Annotated in this window: 15 protein-coding genes; 4 read left to right on the top strand and 11 right to left on the bottom strand. The window is 63.4% G+C overall.

Annotation, left to right across the window (positions count from 1 at the left end; all coding sequences use genetic code 11):
• Nucleotides 1-383 precede the first annotated feature (383 nt).
• On the bottom strand, nt 384-2,684 hold the full coding sequence (locus CFB50_RS20815) for an NADP-dependent malic enzyme (protein WP_089447069.1): 2,301 nt from the start codon (nt 2,682-2,684) through the stop codon (nt 384-386).
• A gap of 136 nt (nt 2,685-2,820) precedes the next feature.
• Between CFB50_RS20815 and CFB50_RS20810 the strand changes: the two genes are divergently transcribed.
• Complete coding sequence (locus CFB50_RS20810; RefSeq protein WP_089447068.1) at nt 2,821-3,792, top strand: LysR substrate-binding domain-containing protein; 972 nt, start codon at nt 2,821-2,823, stop codon at nt 3,790-3,792.
• A gap of 4 nt (nt 3,793-3,796) precedes the next feature.
• Here the strand turns inward: CFB50_RS20810 and CFB50_RS20805 are convergent, their stop codons facing one another.
• The 6 genes from CFB50_RS20805 to CFB50_RS20775 form a co-directional block, all read right to left on the bottom strand.
• Nucleotides 3,797-4,477 carry a hypothetical protein gene (locus CFB50_RS20805; RefSeq protein WP_089447067.1) on the bottom strand — a complete coding sequence of 227 codons (681 nt, stop codon included), beginning with the start codon at nt 4,475-4,477 and terminating at the stop codon, nt 3,797-3,799.
• Nucleotides 4,478-4,557: 80 nt separating this feature from the next.
• The gene (locus CFB50_RS20800) at nt 4,558-5,025 is read right to left on the bottom strand and encodes a hypothetical protein (RefSeq protein ID WP_089447066.1); all 468 of its coding nucleotides are present in this window, start codon (nt 5,023-5,025) and stop codon (nt 4,558-4,560) included.
• A gap of 28 nt (nt 5,026-5,053) precedes the next feature.
• The gene (locus tag CFB50_RS20795) at nt 5,054-5,557 is read right to left on the bottom strand and encodes a hypothetical protein (protein WP_144020678.1); all 504 of its coding nucleotides are present in this window, start codon (nt 5,555-5,557) and stop codon (nt 5,054-5,056) included.
• A gap of 354 nt (nt 5,558-5,911) precedes the next feature.
• Nucleotides 5,912-6,301 carry a VOC family protein gene (locus tag CFB50_RS20785; RefSeq protein WP_089447063.1) on the bottom strand — a complete coding sequence of 130 codons (390 nt, stop codon included), beginning with the start codon at nt 6,299-6,301 and terminating at the stop codon, nt 5,912-5,914.
• A gap of 233 nt (nt 6,302-6,534) precedes the next feature.
• Complete coding sequence (locus CFB50_RS20780) at nt 6,535-7,449, bottom strand: alpha/beta hydrolase (RefSeq protein WP_069250755.1); 915 nt, start codon at nt 7,447-7,449, stop codon at nt 6,535-6,537.
• Between the two features lie 86 nt (nt 7,450-7,535).
• Nucleotides 7,536-8,402 (bottom strand): AraC family transcriptional regulator, encoded by an 867-nt coding sequence (locus CFB50_RS20775; protein ID WP_083266046.1) that lies wholly within the window; start codon nt 8,400-8,402, stop codon nt 7,536-7,538.
• A gap of 270 nt (nt 8,403-8,672) precedes the next feature.
• On the opposite strand from CFB50_RS20775, the gene CFB50_RS20770 reads away from it, so the two are divergent.
• Nucleotides 8,673-9,131 (top strand): GNAT family N-acetyltransferase, encoded by a 459-nt coding sequence (locus CFB50_RS20770; protein ID WP_069250754.1) that lies wholly within the window; start codon nt 8,673-8,675, stop codon nt 9,129-9,131.
• A gap of 123 nt (nt 9,132-9,254) precedes the next feature.
• Here CFB50_RS20770 and CFB50_RS20765 read toward each other — a convergent pair whose 3' ends face one another.
• Together CFB50_RS20765 and CFB50_RS20760 are read right to left on the bottom strand one after the other, a co-directional pair.
• Nucleotides 9,255-11,297, bottom strand: a complete 2,043-nt coding sequence (locus CFB50_RS20765; RefSeq protein ID WP_231937887.1) for an SMI1/KNR4 family protein — start codon at nt 11,295-11,297, stop codon at nt 9,255-9,257.
• A gap of 60 nt (nt 11,298-11,357) precedes the next feature.
• Nucleotides 11,358-12,464, bottom strand: a complete 1,107-nt coding sequence (locus CFB50_RS20760) for a NucA/NucB deoxyribonuclease domain-containing protein (protein ID WP_231937886.1) — start codon at nt 12,462-12,464, stop codon at nt 11,358-11,360.
• Between the two features lie 460 nt (nt 12,465-12,924).
• Between CFB50_RS20760 and CFB50_RS20755 the strand changes: the two genes are divergently transcribed.
• Entirely contained in the window at nt 12,925-14,154 is a 1,230-nt protein-coding gene (locus CFB50_RS20755) for a peptidoglycan DD-metalloendopeptidase family protein (protein WP_089447062.1), read from the top strand.
• 38 nt (nt 14,155-14,192) lie between these two features.
• Here CFB50_RS20755 and CFB50_RS20750 read toward each other — a convergent pair whose 3' ends face one another.
• The gene (locus CFB50_RS20750) at nt 14,193-14,603 is read right to left on the bottom strand and encodes a GNAT family N-acetyltransferase (protein ID WP_089447061.1); all 411 of its coding nucleotides are present in this window, start codon (nt 14,601-14,603) and stop codon (nt 14,193-14,195) included.
• 177 nt (nt 14,604-14,780) lie between these two features.
• A complete protein-coding gene (locus CFB50_RS20745) occupies nt 14,781-15,908 on the bottom strand; it encodes an aminotransferase class V-fold PLP-dependent enzyme (protein WP_089447060.1) in 1,128 nt (375 codons plus the stop codon).
• 365 nt (nt 15,909-16,273) lie between these two features.
• Here CFB50_RS20745 and CFB50_RS20740 point away from each other — a divergent pair, with 365 nt between their 5' ends.
• Nucleotides 16,274-17,455, top strand: coding sequence for a serine hydrolase domain-containing protein (locus CFB50_RS20740; protein ID WP_089447059.1), 1,182 nt, complete (start codon nt 16,274-16,276; stop codon nt 17,453-17,455).
• The last annotated feature ends 105 nt before the right edge of the window (nt 17,456-17,560 follow it).

The raw sequence follows: 17,560 nt of genomic DNA, 5'->3' as shown, positions 1-17,560 counted from the left end.
ATTATCGGAAGATATCGAGGGTGGCGAGCCCCAGAAAGATCGTTAGGATCGGTATCGAAAGAGGATGCGGCAGGATGTCGCGCCGAGGAAGTTGTTACGTGATACTTATTAAATGCACTGCAGCATCGGCGCGGGAAGCCGGTGCGGAAGGAGAAGGCGGCGGGTGCGTATAAGGGTAAAGCCGAGGTCCGGGTGGCTGCATGCAAACGATTGCCGACGTCCGAAGCAGGCCTCAGCCGACCCGCCACTGACACACGCGGCGCGACGACACGAACCACCCACGACACCCGCTCCCCAGGCGACCGGTTAGCGGAACCGGCTACCACCCGGATTCCGCTACGCGGCGCCTTGCGGAGCCGCCACGCCCCGCCTTCATTGCCTGCTCAGGCAGACGCGCCGCGATTCGCCTCGATCACCGTCAACGCCGCCATGTTCACGATCCGGCGCACCGTCGCGCTCGACGTCAGGATGTTCACCGGCGCGTTGACGCCCAGCAGGAACGGCCCCACCGCCACGTTGCTGCCCGCCTCGGTCTTGAGCAGGTTGTACGCGATATTCCCCGCATCCACGTTCGGGCAAACCAGCAGGTTGGCAGCGCCCTTCAGCGGCGACATCGGCAGCAGCTTCGACCGCAAGCCCTCGTCGAGCGCGCAGTCACCATGCATCTCGCCGTCCGCCTCGATATCCGGCGCCTGCTCGCGGACGATCTCCAGCGCCCGGCGCATCTTCACGCCCGACGCCGCGCTCCCCGACCCGAAGTTCGACCGCGACAGCAACGCCGCTTTCGGCGTCAGGTTCAGCCATTCCATCTGACGCGCCGCGGCAATCGTGAATTCCGCGATCTGCTCCGCGTCGGGATTGTCGTTGACGTGCGTATCCACCAGCGCGACCGTCCGCTGGTCGAGCAACAGGATGTTCATCGCCGCATAGGTCGACGCACCCGGCTTCTTCCCGATCACCTCGTCGACGAACCGCAAGTGGTTGTGATACTCGCCCACCGTCCCGCAGATCATCCCGTCCGCATCGCCGAGCTGCACCATCATCGCGCCGATCAGCGTCAGGCGGCGGCGCATTTCCACGCGCGCCATTTCCTTCGAGATGCCGTCGCGGCACCGCAGTTCCCAGTACTTCGTCCAGTACTGCGGGAAGCGCTCGTCATATTCCGGATTGGTCACTTCGACATCCTGCCCGAGCCGGATCCGCAAGCCGAAGCGCTCGATGCGCGCCAGCAGCACCTCGGGGCGTCCGACCAGGATCGGCCGCGCCAGCTTCTCGTCGACGATCACCTGCACCGCGCGGAGCACGCGCTCGTCCTCGCCTTCGGTAAAGACGATCCGCGCCTTGCCGCCGTCGCGCACCAGCCGGCGCGCCGTCGCGAACAGCGGCTTCATGAACGCGCCGGAATGGTAGACGAATTGCTGCAGTTGCTCGACGTACGCGTCGAGATCGGTCAGCGGGCGCTTCGCCACGCCGCCTTCCATCGCCGCCTTGGCCACGGCCGGCGCGATGCGGACGATCAGGCGCGGGTCGAACGGCTTCGGAATCAGGTATTGCGCGCCGAACGCCACGTCGTACGCACCGTAGGCCGCCGCGACGACTTCGTTCTGCTCCTCCTCGGCCAGCCCCGCGATCGCGTGAACCGCGGCGATCTCCATTTCACGGGTGATCGTCGTCGCACCGACGTCGAGCGCGCCGCGGAAGATGTACGGAAAGCAGAGGACGTTGTTGACCTGGTTCGGGTAATCCGAGCGGCCCGTCGCGATGACAACGTCGTCGCGCGTCGCGTGCGCCAGTTCCGGGAAAATTTCCGGGGTGGGATTGGCCAGCGCGAGAATCAGCGGGCGCGGCGCCATCGCCTTCAGCATGTCGGCGGTCAGGATGCCGCCGACCGACAGGCCCAGGAACACGTCCGCGCCGCCGATCACGTCGGCCAGCTTGCGCGCCTCGGTTTCCTGCGCGAAGCGCGACTTCGCCGGGTCCATCAGCGTGGTGCGGCCGCGATAGACGACGCCCTCGATGTCGGTCACCCAAACGTTTTCAACCGGCAACCCGAGGTCGACCAGCAGGTCCAGGCAGGCCAGCGCGGCCGCGCCGGCCCCCGACGTCACGACCTTCACTTCCGAAATCGACTTCCCGACGACCTTCAGCCCGTTGATGAACGCGGCCGAGACGGTGATGGCGGTACCGTGCTGATCGTCGTGGAAGACGGGAATTTTCATGCGATCGCGCAGCTTCTGCTCGACCGTGAAGCACTCGGGCGCCTTGATGTCCTCGAGGTTGATGCCGCCGAAGGTCGGCTCGAGACCGGCGATGATGTCGACCAGCTTGTCCGGATCGGTTTCGTTGATCTCGATGTCGAAGACGTCGATCCCCGCGAACTTCTTGAACAGCACCGCCTTGCCTTCCATGACCGGCTTCGACGCGAGCGGGCCGATGTTGCCCAGGCCGAGCACGGCCGTGCCGTTCGTGATCACGCCCACCAGGTTGCCGCGGCTCGTGAAACGGTGCGCCTGCAGCGGATCGGCGGCGATGGCCTCGCACACGCCCGCCACGCCCGGCGTGTACGCCAGCGCGAGATCGCGCTGCGTCACCAGCGGCTTGCTGGCGACGACCGAGATCTTCCCCGGGGTCGGAAATTCGTGATAGTCGAACGCTGCCTGTTGCTGTGTCTCAGTCTGTTTCATGTTTTTCGATCCGGGCACGGGCGCCAGGCCAGTCCCGGCGCGATCCATGAAGGGGATTCTAGGGGTCTGTCATAAGGTGTTGATTCTGTTTTAATATCGGTCCATCACTTTTTCATGATGCATACGTGACCAGTCAATGACTTTTGACGCAAACGACGTGGTCAGGCGGCTGGGCGCCCGCTTGAAGATGCGGCACCTGGTGCTGTTGCTGCAGATCCAGCAGCACGGGTCGCTGACGCGCGTCGCGGAGCACATGGCCAGCAGCCAGCCCGCCGTGACGAATGCGCTGTCCGAGCTGGAGAGCATGTTCGGCACGCCGCTGTTCGAGCGCTCGTCGCGCGGCATGCGGCCCACCGCGCTCGGCGCGGTCGTGCTCGAACGGGCGAAGGCGATGATCAAGGATCTCGACCACCTCGCCCGCGAAATGGAGGCCGTCGCCGCCGGGCACGCGGCCCACCTGCACATCGGCGTGATTCCGTTCATTTCCGGACAGATGCTGTCGGCGGCGCTCAAGCGGCTACAGGCGCGCATGGAGCGGCGCCTGACCGTGACGATTCACGAGGGCACCAGCGATCAGCTGCTGCTGCAACTCAGGGACCACGGCGTCGACATCGTGATCGGGCGGGCCTCGTCGGCGATCGACCTGGGCCAGGTTTCCTTCGAAGTGCTGTACCAGCAGCAGCCGCGCATGATCGCGAGCCGGCGCCTTGCCGCGAAACTGGCCCGCACCGCGCTCGACTGGCACAAGCTGCACGCGCTCGACTGGATTCTCGGCGCGCCGCATACGCCGATGCGGGAACAGGTCACCGACCTGTTCCTGTCGGCCGGCATCGCGCCGCCCGTTCCGATCGTCGAGAGTTATTCATCCAAGCTGATCGGCGAAATGATCGCGTCGAGCGACGAGGCCGTCTCGATCGTGCCCGCCGATATCGCGGAAGAACTGGTGCGGATCGCCGGCGTGGCGATCGTGCCGTACACGCTGGTGTGGACGCTTCCGCCCATCGCGCTGTTTACCCGCGCCGCCGATTCGCGCTCGCCGGCGCGGGATCTGCTCGTCGAGGCGCTGCGCGGGGTGTGCCGGGAGACTTACGGGGACGCGCAGCGGTAGGCGGCTACTTGCTGGCGGCGAGGCGCCGCAGAATTTCCGCACGCTCGGCGGTCAGCACGTGGTCCGCGCCCTCGCCGCGGTCATAGCGCCTGGTGGTCTGGTAGGAAAACCGCTTCCTGTACTGGCTGATGGCGGGATCGAACACCCATGCATCGACGTCGAACAGGTGCGCTTCGAAATGGCTCTCGCCCTTGCCCCACACATAGTCCGCGCGAACGAACACCGGATAGGGCGACACTTCCGGCACCTTCCACATCGCGCGGTCGGCCTGCTCGGTCTGGGTGACTTTCGGCATCACGTTCTCGATCTTGCCGTTCGCGCCGTAACGCAAGACCGCCACGCGCTCCAGCATGCCGCTGCCACCGCCGGAGAACATCCCCGAGAAGAACACCCAGGAGCCGCCCGACGCAATCGGCAACCGTTCGGATCGAGGATCCAGCCCGAACTGGTACTGCACCTGCGTCGAGCCATCGGGAAGCGGCGCGGGCGGCATCTCGAAGCACGGCGCATGGTCGGGGAGTACGCAGAGTTTCACGCCGGACAACGGGAGGCCGTCGTTGTCCGCCCGGCCCTGCGCCTGAGTGAAACGCGGGAATGCAAGTTCGGTGGATGCGGCTTGCACTTCCACGACGCCCATGACAGAAAAGCCCAAGATCACAGTGAGCGTCTTGTCGATCCAGCGCATGCCCCCACCCTCTCTCATTTTTTTGAATGACGCAGATTGTCGATGATCTGGCCGGTTATTGCCAAGAATCATCACCGGTTTCATTCCATACGCCGCTTGCGAAGCACGACCTCCAGCATCTCGGCCGGCGCAAGCTCTCGTCCGTCGTACGCTGCGCCGAAATAGGCTTCCGGCCAGAAGATGAGGTCCGAAATGCGGTCATCGCCGGTGTTGACCGACAGACATCGAACCCAGTAGTCGATCAGCGTCTCGTCTCCGCGACACGCGCAGACTGCATCAAGCAACTCCAGAAGCTCCGGCTCCGACAGATCGGTCGGTACGGCATGCCAGTCGATTGCCAGCCGCTTCGCAAATTCGTCGGCACTCGTCGAACCAAACGCGCCGAGCACGTCGATTTGATCGATGGCGTTGCCAAGCAATCGGGAAATCTGCTGCACCTTCGCGACGTAGTCGTGTCCGTTCTCGTGCAGCAGGAACACCGCACTCGTCAACGGCAGCAGCAATTGAAGCTTGTCGTGGTCGACGGGGTCGCGCAGTTCGGCTCGCATGCTTGTTCTGGTTCTGTTGATGCAACGACTATTTGGACCCTGCAATCGCAGCAACGCAGAGCGCATGATTGGCGATCTGTTCGCGGCCGTAGATTTGCTCACACTGCATCAATCCCGCATATAGATGGTCGAACGTGGGCATGTCGACCGCCACCTCTTTCAAAGCTTCGTATCCTCGCACGCACCGGTTACGGTCAAGGTAGTAAGTAGTCGGCGAGTGTTTCACACCAGGAAATGCGGGAAAGACTCTCGCCAATTGCTGCGAAGCGATCGGCGAACCCGGCAGAATCGACGACGTGCTTGCGACGAGAAAATCGTCGAAGCGCATCAAGGCGGATACGGCAGCCTGCACGCAAAGCTCGGAGGCTTCCTCACGCGACTCGTCAGGGGACGGAGCCGGAAAACTGAAAATCATGCCCAGACCAAAGCGCGGTTTGGGCTGGCCAAAGAATGGCGGTTGAGAAAAGGGAAACTGTGCGGATGCATCGAACGCATACATCACGAGAACCACAAGCAGCAGATATTTTCGCAAGGGCAAGTATTCCGATTCGAGATGGGTGTCGAGTCAGCCAGATGCCAACTCGATTCCAGGTACTGCGTGATTTGCCTGAACGCTAACCCACGGACAAGTAAATTCCGGCGCCAGCATCAACGATGAACAAGAGCGCAATGACGAGGCAGGCAGTTCGCCATGGGCCACGCAGGCGAGTCGCCCCGAAATACACTCCAACCGCGCCGACACAAAGCGTCACGGGCCAGTATTCCATGCCAGTTCCAAGCACGACGAGATAGAAAGGCCAATCAATGGTGATTTCACTCATCGCGGAATGCCCGGTTGCGTGCGTGTCGCGTGCGTTCGCTCATGTCTTGGTTTGAATGACAGCGATCAGTCGCCCGAAGCGCTCCCGTCCGCCTGATGACACACCACCTCGATATTGTGCCCATCCGGCCCGATGACGAACGCCGCGTAGTAATTCGCGTGATAGTGCGGCCGCAGCCCCGGCGCGCCATGGTCCTTCCCGCCTGCCGCCAGCGCCGCGCGATAGAACGCATCGACTTGTTGCCGGTTGTCGGCCACGAACGTGATGTGAAGATGCGCCGGTTTCTCCGACGTCTGGAACAGGCACAACGAAGGCTTGCCCGGCGGAGAAATCTCGATGCCGTACGACGGCTCGCCCTCCCCCTGCTCCACGACGCAAAGCGGTTCAAGTGCGCTCAGGAAAAACGCCTTGCTCGCTGCAAAGTCGGTCACGCCGAATTTGACATGGTCAAACATGACTCCCCCTCGGATAGATGGGTCTGCCGGCACCCGGATGGAATGTGGAAATCACCGCGATGTTGCCACACGCAGCCGTCGCCGGCATCCCCTGCGCGACCGAACAAGAAAGGCCCGACACAGTCGGGCCAACGAGCGGGATATAAGGTCCGTGCAAACGCAGTCGCCGTCAGAACCGGCAGCGGCGGTCTTCATACAAGCCGCGGAGACGACCAACGCCGCAACGGGCCCGATCAACGCGTGCCGCGCAAATGCAGCGTGAACCATTCCACTGCCGCCTGGCTGGTTGCGTCGAAGTGCTCGATATACGGCGTGAAGTGCCCACCCTTGATCATGAGCAGCCGCTTCGGCTCCAGCGCACTTCCCCACGCGTTGAGGCAAAGGTCGGTGGGCGTCAGCAGATCCTGGTCGGCCACGATCATCAGCAACGGGGTGGGCGAGATGCGATCGACATACTGGCCCGGCTCGTTCTCGCGCGACAGCTCGGCGCTGCGCAGCGTCACTTCGTTCTTCCAGTTCGGGGCGAACCGCGCTGCCGACTCGGTGAAGAACCGGTATGCATCCGCACCGGCCATCGCACAGGCGGTCGCGGGATCGGCGCTGACAGCCGGCAACATCGCCGGCGCGCCGCCCGCGAATCGCTGCCTACGATCTTCATCGAAGCGAGCCAGCGCCGCCGGCACCAGATCGGAACGCGTACGGCGCAACGCCGATTGATAGCCGCTGATCGTCGGCACCTGCGACACCACGCATTTGACGCGCCGGTCGATCGCCGCGACTTCGAGCACGTGACCGCCGCTGTAACTGGTGCCCCAGATGCCGATGCGTTCGGCGTCGACGTCCGGGCGGGTGAGCAGATAGCTGATCGCATCGCGATAGCCGCGCTTCTGTTGCACGGGGTCGATCTCCTGCCGCGGGTACCCGTCGCTCGCACCGAAATTCCGGTGATCGTAGAGCAGCACGCCAAAGCCGCCGGCAGCGAACACCTCGGCATAGCGGTCCAGATATTGTTCCTTTACGCCGGAGAAGCCGTGCGCCATCACGATGGCCGGATACGTTGCGGTATCGGCGATGCGCTGCGCCGGCTCGTAGTACCAGCCTCGCAGCGTGGCACCTTCGGACTGGAATTCGATGTCGTGTCGCGTCATGTCGGCTTACCTCGTTCGGTGAGTGATTCGATGACCGACACGATAAGCGTGCGCGCCACGCCCTGCGTTTGCTGGAAAGACGTTTGCTACGCGGAATCGGACAGTTTCGCGTAAGCGCTGGGCGTCATGCCGGCAAACCGGCGAAACACGGTCGAGAAGGCACTCGTGGTTTCGTAGCCGAGTTCGGCCGCGACGGCGATCACGGAGCGGCCCGATGCCAGCAGCGGGCGCGCGGCCGAAATCCGGGCCTGCTGGCGCCACTGGCTGAACGACAGGCCGGTTTCGGCGGTGAACAGTCGGGCCAGGGTCCGGCTCGACGCACCGACTTCATCGGCCCATTCCGTCAGCGTTCGCTGGTCGGCCGGATTCGCCAGAATCGCGTCGCAGACGCGGGCAAGGCGCCGGTCCTGGCCGGACGGCAGCCGCAACGGTTGCTCGGGTGACCACTCGATTTCGGCGAGCATGAGCTGGATGACGAGATCATCGCGGCCGTCGGGAGGGATGTCGACCGGGAAAGACGACGCACGCACGATCAATTCACGCAGCAGCGGCGACACGTTGACCAGGCTCGGCTGATCCGGGGTTGCCGATCGGTACGCTTGCGGGTCGACGTAGGCGGTACGCATTTCGAGCTGCCCGTGGGCGCGCATCGCGTGCGGCAGGTCGGGCGGAATCCAGAGTGCGCGATGCGGCGGGATCATCCAGAGCGACTGGCAGGCGATGACTTCGGCGATGCCGGTCGTCGTGTAGACGAGTTGGGCACGCGGGTGACGGTGCTCTGCGACGACGAAGCCGTCGGGGAAGGCTTTCGGCATGACGGCGGCGATGCCGGGCGCGTGCTGGTAGTCGCGCGGGTCGGTGCTCTTCGTGACGGGTGCGATGCCGGCCCGCTTCGGTGCCGCCGCCGCGTTTTGCCCGATCGCTTTACCGTGGCCGCGCCCTTCGACCTTCATCGCTCGTCCTCTCGTTTGTGCGGAATCGCCCGGTCGTGAGATCCCGGCGAATCGGACAGATGATACGGGAATGTCGAGGCCCGGGAATCCCGGAATGAAGCAGCGAATCGGTGACGGGATCTCGCTGCCGATTCGCTGCGCCGCACACTCGATACGTCGCACTGAACTTCCGGTCTCGCCGGTTTCAGCGGCATGCTTCCGCGATCTTGGAAGTTCGATTCCGTGCTGCTATCGTTGTGCACCTTTTGACGATTTCGGAGCGGGAGATACATGCCCTTGATCCTGCGTCGCGCGATTGCTGCGGATGCCGCGGAGGTGGCCGAAGTCTATCTACGGTCACGCAACACGCTGGCATCCTATGCGCCACTCGCGCACTCAGAAGCCGCCGTCCGCGATTGGGTGGCCAACCTGCTTGTTCCGTCGGGCAACGTTACCGTCGCCGTGAGCGACAGCCGCATAGTCGGCATGGCCGCACACGTTGTCACTGACGGCGTGGCGTGGCTTGACCAGTTGTATGTGTGCCCTGAATTCCAGCGACAAGGGATCGGTGCTTCCCTCCTGGAATCGGTGAAGTCGCAGACGGTTGGCAAGCTCCAGCTCTACACGTTCCAGATGAATCGCGATGCCGCTGCGTTTTATGAGCGGCACGGGTTCGTTGCGATCGCATACAGCGATGGAAGCAGGAATGAGGAGGGCTGCCCTGACGTCTTGTACTGCTTGACCCGGTAGCGCACGAAACGCCCGTCTGCCCTGCGCAGACAATCGCTTCCCCAAGGGCCACCGGCATTGCCCTTGGAGCATGCGCATCAACGTAGCGGCCCACACCCCGCCACCCTTTTGCTCAACGACTGCTCAGCTTGAGTGCCCCTCGTCGGCGACGCCGGCAAGCCACGCCGGGAAGCTCCCCGCAATGCGCTCGCGCCGCGCGTCATCATGCCAGACCCGAATCACTTGTCCGGAGCAACCGCCTTCCGCGGGATCGAGGTCGATACACAGGTGATTGCCGCTGCCGTCGTGCGTGAATGGAATCCACTTCAGGTTGTACCAGTCGTCCCCGATGCCTGGATCCGGTTCCGATTCCACACCGTCGAAATCGCCTCCGTCGACGAGACCCTTCCAGATACGCCATTGCGCAAGGATCTCGCGCGCGCTCAGCAGCGCATCACTTCCGGAAAATTCATCCCCCGAATCGGCCTGGCCATCGTGAATGCGCAGGCTGTCGACGAATGCGTCAGGCAGCCGCGTTCCCAGCGCAGTCCGCAAGGCTGCGATCGCGTCGTCGGACGCCGGCCCGTTGAGCCCCCCCGGCAGACGTGACGCATCGGCGGCGAAGGCTGCTTCGAGCCGTTGCCATGTTTCGCGAAGATCGATGCCGCGTGCGTCGCCGATATCGCGGGTCGACACGCGGGCGTCGACCACCGGCGACGGTGGTGACGCTGCGTCGACGGATGTCTCCGCCACGGAGCGCGGCGGTTCATTGGCGAGGTCGCGGTCGAGACGCAGGAACAGCACGGACGAACCTGCTGCCATGGGACCTTCCGCAGCGGGGATCGCGACGAGCACATCGGCACGAACGACGCCGCCGATCAGCCCGTCGCTTTCGGACGGCAACAGGCGGACGACCAGGTTTCCGTCGACGCCACGATGCAGATTGCCCCATCGCATCGCGTTCAGTCCGGCATCGCGCTCGACGCCGTGGTCGACGATGCCGGACTCCCAATGAGGCCCCGGCGCTGCAGCATGCTCGAGCAAATCGAGCACGCGCGGCATGATCGCGTGCATCAGCATCGCCACTGCGCTCGTGTGGCCCGGCAGGTTGATCAGCGTGGCCTGATCGTAGCTGGTCAGGACCGTCATCCCGCCTTGCGTACCGTCCGGGCGCGTGAGCGTCAGAATGGTTTTCTTCGGCGGCGAGCGATCGTCGCTGCGTCCGAAGTTGAAGCAATCGGCTGGCGTTTGCTTGATGTCGACAGTCGTTTCGTCGTAGGCGTACACCAACGGCATATTCAGCCCCAGATTCCGAAAGGGCGGCACGGCAGGCAGCCCGGCACCGACGATCAGGTCGTAACGCTGCGCGAGCTCGGCCAGTTTCTTCTTGAACGCGTATTCGTTCTGCTGCACCTCAAGCGGCGGCCGTGCCATGTCCGGCGGCTCGATGTACTCGACCGAACCCACCTCGTATCCCCAGCGCTGCAATACCGCCCGGATGTACGGTCCGCTCGTGTCGGGCCGCTGCCAGCGCTCGCGCGCGGTGCGGGGTACGCACTGCTCATACCCGACGATCACCACGCCGATGCGCGGCCGCTTCGTCACCTCGATGTCGCGTACGCCTGCGGCCGTCAGCGCGATCTGCCGTTCGGCCGTTATCCGGCTGCCCCTGAGCAGGAGCAGGCTGCCTTGCCGAAATTCGCTGCCCGGTGCGATCACATGCTGGCCGGCGGATAGCGGCGCGTGCAGCAACAGAAACGATCGAGCGCCACGGTACGAAACCTCGAGGTCGCTTTTCGGCACGACGGTGTCGGCATTTTCCGGCAGCGGGAAACAGGGTGGGACATCGACCGCACACTGCGCGCCGATTGCGCGAGCCGCCGGACTGCCGGCCGGCGACGCCAGCGCGCGCCGGCTGAACTGGAAGTCCAGCTCAACCGGTGCGCCACGCGTCGCATGCGCGGTATCGGATGCACGCAACGCATAGCCTTCGACCGCAGCAAGCGGAACGGGCGGAACATTCTCGGGGGCGAAAACGTCCGCCGCCGTCACGCGCGTCAGCGCATCCTCGACCGGAATCGTCTCGGATTGCATCGCGCCCGGCACGACCCGTCGGCAGAGCTTGTAGGGCTGGTCGAGCCAGAAGGGGAAGTTCTCGTGATCGTTCATGGTGATGGGTGTTGTCATGCCGTGGTTCGAAGGATGCCTGCGAACCGCGGCACAGGTACGGTTATCGTCGCCCGTGGCTTAACGTTTTGCCGCAGGCTGCGGAGAACCGACATCGACGTAAAACTGCTCCTGGTCGAGCACGCGCTGATTCAAATAGAAATTGCCGAGGAAAGCGCCCGCACGTCGATTATCACTCGCATCGATACGCTTGACCGATACTTCCGGATCCCTCGATGCGCCTTCCTCTGTCGAGGCAAACGGATACTCGTCGCAATCGCAATCGGACGGCGTTTCGTCCGGATCACCGGTGAACGTGCACTGGCCAGTGACCGCGCCGAATTTCGCGACGCATTGCTGTTTGGACGTGTCCCGATTGGCCCGCCGGAGTGCTGCGTCGCGGGTGCGTGTCAGCGGCTTGGACGCAAAGGTATCCGGAAAGATCGTGCCATCCCCCATCGGTACGAACTTGCCGGGACGGCCGGCAGCTTGCGCCTCGCGTATATGGATCGCGGATTCGTCGACGTCGGGATTCGTGGCGACGATGGTACGCAGAACGGCCGGTGCGTCCGCGTAGACGCATCCTTGCGAGTTGCTCTTGACGAGCGCGACGTCACATCGAATGTTGGGAATATAGCCGGCGCCCGCGTAGGGATTCATGCTTGCGCCGTTCTCGAACGAGTCTCCCGATTTGGCCACCCGGTACTCGAGCGTCGGACTGAACCTGAGCGGATTACCGGATCCCATGTTGGGCGTGATCATCACCGATAGCTCGTTGGACAGCCCGCCAAGGGCGAGCGGCACGCCGGCATTGGCCGCAACCGTACAATCGGAGCCGCATTCGACGATCGGCTTGATCATCAGGCCGGGCGGATTGCCGGACAGGACGCGCGTGCGGAAGCGGAACGTCACCGGCCATGCGAGCTGGTTCGACGGATTGTCGGAATACGCATAGGCATCAATCGCCACTCGGCCGATTTCATTGTTCTGGCCGTCTATCGCGACATAGACGAGCGGCTCGGTTTTCTGGCAGTAACTGGTCCGGCTCAACAGCGCATTCTTGCTCGTTTCGGTCCGGACCGTCGTGCAGACGGGCGAAACGTCCGTGGCGCTTTCCGCGTGGGCAGGCATCGCCGTCGCAAGCACCAGCGCACCGGCAAACAGCCGGCCAAACAGCATTCGATGCATCACATCCCCTCCTGAAAATTCATCAATCGAAATGATTTATTTTGTCGCGGCTCAATTTGAATCTCGATTCGATTGAAAACAAACTGTTATATTTGTCAGGAAGATGTAAATTATATTAACAAGACCCTATCCCGATCGTTTCTTTTTCATAAACGATCCAATCCAATTCGACAGTTATTGAATCGTTTTTCGATCCAAGCAGATCTCGACGCGGTTCGCCACGAGGCTGGGCATGGATGGTGTTTTGAGCCCCCCGTACGGCGACTCCAGATCAATCGGCTCCAGTTTCCCGAGTGGTCAAATTACTTTGAAACTATCGCATCAACAATTTCATCTGAAGCCGCCAATTTAAAAACGCATCAAGATCCATTTCATTTTCCTTGCAATGACTGGCGAATGATGTAGGCTTGCCGGCGCTGCCATGAACTTCTTGCAAACCCTCTCCGCGGTGCATTTAACCATGCGCAATTTATTAGATCGTTCTGCGTCGAATTCGATTCAATACTCCATTGGCATCCTGCTGATTACAGCCAGCCTTGCCGAAATCGCGCATGCGGCGCCAATCGAGACGTCGTTGCAACGCTCGATCGGGCAGGCGCTCGCATCCCGATCGGCCAGGACGTTGACACTGCCGGCCCGGTCGGACGACAGCCTGGTCGAGGCAATAAAAACCGACGACGCTTCCGGATGGGTATTTGGCACTGCGACACAAATCCTGCGCGAGGATGAATCCGGCGATCCCGTCACGAAGCTGTTCATTGCGCGCAACGTGAATGGCCGATGGATCTCGGGTGTGGAGGGCAGCAGCCAGTTCGGAGAATTGCTCGATGCGGCGCCCCCCACGTTGCTCGCGGCCGACGAGCGGAAAAGTCTGGCGTCGAGACGCGCATCGCTTGCGCCACGATCGGCTGCCTTGCCGCAACCGGGCCTTGCGTTGCCGTGGGAACCGAATGCCGGGTGGTATTGGACGGGCGGTGCACACGGCTGGTCCGGACAAAGCAGGCCGTATAACTCCCTCGATTTCTCGGGCGGCAACGGCCGCGTGCTGGCGGCGCGAGACGGCTATCTTTACAAGAGCTGCGAGCGCGACGGCAGCGCCATCGTGAAGGTGGTTCACGACAATGGCTATGCGACGACTTATTACCACATGGTCCAGCTGACGTCGCTGAACAACGGTACGCGGGTCCGTCAGGGGGAATATCTCGGCAGCGTCGGAAACGGCCTGCCGTGCGGCGGACAAACGACGGGGCCGCATGTTCACTTTTCATTGAGCAAGGATGGCAATGACGTGTCCGTCAATGGCATGACGATCGGCGGCTGGCAATTCTTCGAAGGCACTTCGCCGTATTCCGGATACGCGGTTCGCAATCAGCGACGCGTCTCTCCGCAGGCATGGCTGGTCAACTACGGGAGCGCGGATTCCGGCGATCCGTCCACGCCCGTCAGCGCGCGTGTGCAGGCACCGGGTCCGGCGAATCTGCGCAGCGCGCCATCATTGTCGGCGCCGGTCGTCGGTTCGCTCGAGAATGGGCGCACCGTGCAGCTCGCTTGCCACCAGTACGGCGATTCCGTGAATGGCAACTGGGGCGCCACACGGCTTTGGTATCGACTCGACTCGAATCAATGGATATCCGACGGATTCGTCTACACGGGCAGCAACGACCCTGTGGTGCCCGAATGCGTGAATTAGCGCGGGCGCACCGCGACAGGGACTACGACGCCCCAACGTCACGCAATGCGCAGAAACATCCCCGCCTTCTCGGGCAGCAGCGACGGTTTAAAACCGTAGCGCTCGTAGAACTTCGGTGTCCCGTGATCCGCCATCAGGCTGACGTAGGCGGTCGGCGGCGCATGCTCGTGAACGTAGCCCATGAGTGCCCGCATGATCAGGTCGCCTACGCCTTTCTTCTGGTGAGCGGGCAACACCGCGATATCGACGATCTCGAAGAAACAGCCGCCGTCACCGATTACCCGGCCAATTCCGATCGGGACACCATCGCAGTAAGCCACGACGCTAAAGAGTCCATTCTTCAACCCGATCGTCGCGGCCTGTTCCGACTTTCTGCTCAGCCCCGCAGCAAGACGAATGCCGATGTAGTCGGATACCGACGGGACTTCCTGCCGAACGACGTATGCCATGCGAACCCTTCAGGTTGACCGTACAGGCCAATGGACCGACCTCGCTGCGCATGAGTCCATCGAGCCATGAACCCGAACGCGCGCATCGGACAAGACCATGACCATCAATCCAGCGAGACAGTAGACCACGGTCGCACATACCCACCGTCCACTGCCTCGCCCACTCCGCGAAGCGCCTTAAAGAATCCGGTTCAACGCATCCGAGAACCGCCCAACCGCGCCATCGACATCATGCAGCTTGTCGAGGCCGAACAGTCCGAGACGGAAGGTCTTGAAATCCTCCCCCTCGTCGCACATCAGCGGCACGCCGGCCGCGATCTGCAACCCAACGTCGGCAAACTTCTTCCCGGATCGAATCCCGTCGTCGTCCGTATAACTGACCACGACACCCGGCGCCTCGAAGCCTTCGGCCGCCACGCTGCGGAAACCCTTCTCGGCCAGCAACGCACGAATCCGCTTGCCCAGCTCGAGCTGCTCCTCTTTCACCTTGTCGAAGCCGTACGCCTCGGTTTCCTTCATCACGTCGCGCAGCGTCGCAAGACTGTCCGTAGGCATCGTCGCGTGGTAAGCGAACCCGCCGCCTTCATAGGCTTCCATGATCTGCAGCCACTTGCGCAGATCGCACGCGAAGCTGGTACTGGTCGTGCCATCGATGCGTTCGCGAGCAAGCTCGCCGAGCATCACCATCGCGCAGCACGGCGACGCGCTCCAGCCCTTCTGCGGCGCGCTGATCAGGATGTCGACGCCGCTCGCCTGCATGTCGACCCACACCGTGCCGGACGCGATGCAATCCAGCACGAACATGCCGCCGACCGCATGCACGGCATCGGACACCGCGCGCAGATACCCGTCGGGCAACATCATCCCGGACGCGGTTTCGACGTGCGGCGCAAAGACCAGATCCGGCTTGTGCGCGTTGATCGCGGCGACCACTTCGTCGATCGGGGCCGGCGCATAGGCGGCCTGCCGTCCCGCCTCGACCGGGCGCGCCTTCAGCACCGTCGTTTCGGACGGAATGTTGCCCATGTCGAAAATCTGCGACCAGCGGAAGCTGAACCAGCCGTTGCGGATGACGAGGCACTTCTTGTTGGTGGCGAACTGCCGCGCGACGGCTTCCATGCCGAACGTCCCGCTGCCGGGGACGATCACGACGGACTTCGCGTTGTAGACCTTCTTCAGCGTGCCGGAGATGTCGCGCATGACGCCCTGAAAGCGCTGCGACATATGGTTGACCGAGCGATCGGTGTACACCACCGAATATTCGAGGAGCCCCTCGCGGTCAACATCGGGAAGTAAACCTGGCATGCTCGCCTCCAGTAAAAGATGAACGATGGAATCTGGGCGAGCAGTGTCCGTGATGCGATACCGCGATGCACCCATGCAATTGCGTTATTTTCTCGACGAAAGCAGATTCTAACGAAGGCCGCGCGCCGCTTGGGGCATATTTTGTCGGCTGCCCGGCGCAGGTGTGACGTGGCGCCGCCGCCGGCCGACGCGCCGCTCTGCAACGGCGCCGCCGCGGCCCCCGGCTGAATCGTCCGCCCGGTGGCCGTCCATGCCGGCCGTTGCAGCGCACGACGCCCGCGAAGCCCTGTTCCACGTATGGATAAATGGCACGTCCGCCGCGTGCCGCCTACCATGTCGGCTCCCCCTTCACGACAGAGTCTTCGATGATCCCCAACCGAGCATCATCACGGCAGCCGTCGGCCGATCCCGCGCTTGCCGAGCGCATCGATGCGGTACTGTCCCGCCAACTCGACACGCAACGCCTCGTCGGCGTGGTCGTCCTGGTCGCACGCGACGGCGAACTCGTCTATCGCCGCGCGGCCGGGTTCGCCGACCGCGAAGCCCGCACGCCGATGCAGGAGGACACGCTGTTCAGGCTCGCGTCGGTGACGAAGCCGATCGTCGCGGCAGCCGCCATGGCGCTCGTCGCACAGCGCAAGCTGTCGCTCGACGACGACGTCACGCGCTGGCTGCCCGAATTCCGTCCGGCGCTGCGTAACGGCAGCGTGCCGGTAATCAAGGTGCGCCACCTGCTCACGCATTCCGCCGGCCTCGGCTATCGCTACGCGGAAGCCGACGCGACCGGCCCGTATGCACGCGCAGGCGTCTCCGACGGGCTCGACGGCGCATCGATCACGCTCGCCGAAAACATGCGCAGGATCGCGAGCGTGCCGTTGCAGTATGCACCCGGTACCGGCTGGAACTATTCGCTCTCCATCGACGTCGTCGGCGCGGTGATCGAGGCCGTCAGCGGGCTACCGCTCGCCGATGCGGTCGATGCGCTCGTGCTCCGCCCGCTCGGCACGCGCGACACGGGATTCGTCGCACGTGACGCCGCGCGGCTCGCGACGCCTTACGTCAACGACACGCCGCGGCCGCACCGGCTCGCCGAGAACGAAGCCGTGCCCATCTACGAAGGCTCCGTCGGCGTGACGTACTCGCCATCGCGCGCGCTCGACCAGGATGCGTTCGCATCAGGCGGCGCCGGGATGGTCGGCACCGCCGGTGACGTGCTGAATGTGCTGGACACGTTGCGCGCGGGTGGCGGCGCCATTCTGCCGGCCGACCTGGTCGACGAGATGGGCCGCATCCACACCGGCAACCTCGCGTTGCCCGACCTGCCCGGCGCGGGGTACGGGATCGGTTTTTCCGTGTTGCGCGACCCGCGCGCGGCGCTGTCGCCGGAGTCCCCGGGCACGTGGCGCTGGGGCGGTGTCTACGGTCATTCGTGGTTCGTCGACCGCGCACAAGGGCTCACCGTCGTGTCGCTGTCGAACACGCTTTACGAAGGGATGAACGGACCGTACACGCTCGATCTGCGCGACGCGATCTACGGCGTCGGCTGACACGCGCAATGTAATTGCACGCGCAACAAAAAAAGCCCGACACAGTCGGGCCAATGAGTTGAGACACAAGGAGAATCCCGCCCACCACACCGGGCGGGTTACGCC

It is taken from the genome of Burkholderia sp. AU33423 (assembly GCF_002223135.1).
Taxonomy (GTDB): Bacteria; Pseudomonadota; Gammaproteobacteria; order Burkholderiales; family Burkholderiaceae; genus Burkholderia; species Burkholderia lata_D.
Note: the sequence above shows the minus strand (reverse complement) of the source record. Positions and strands in the feature narration are given on the sequence as shown.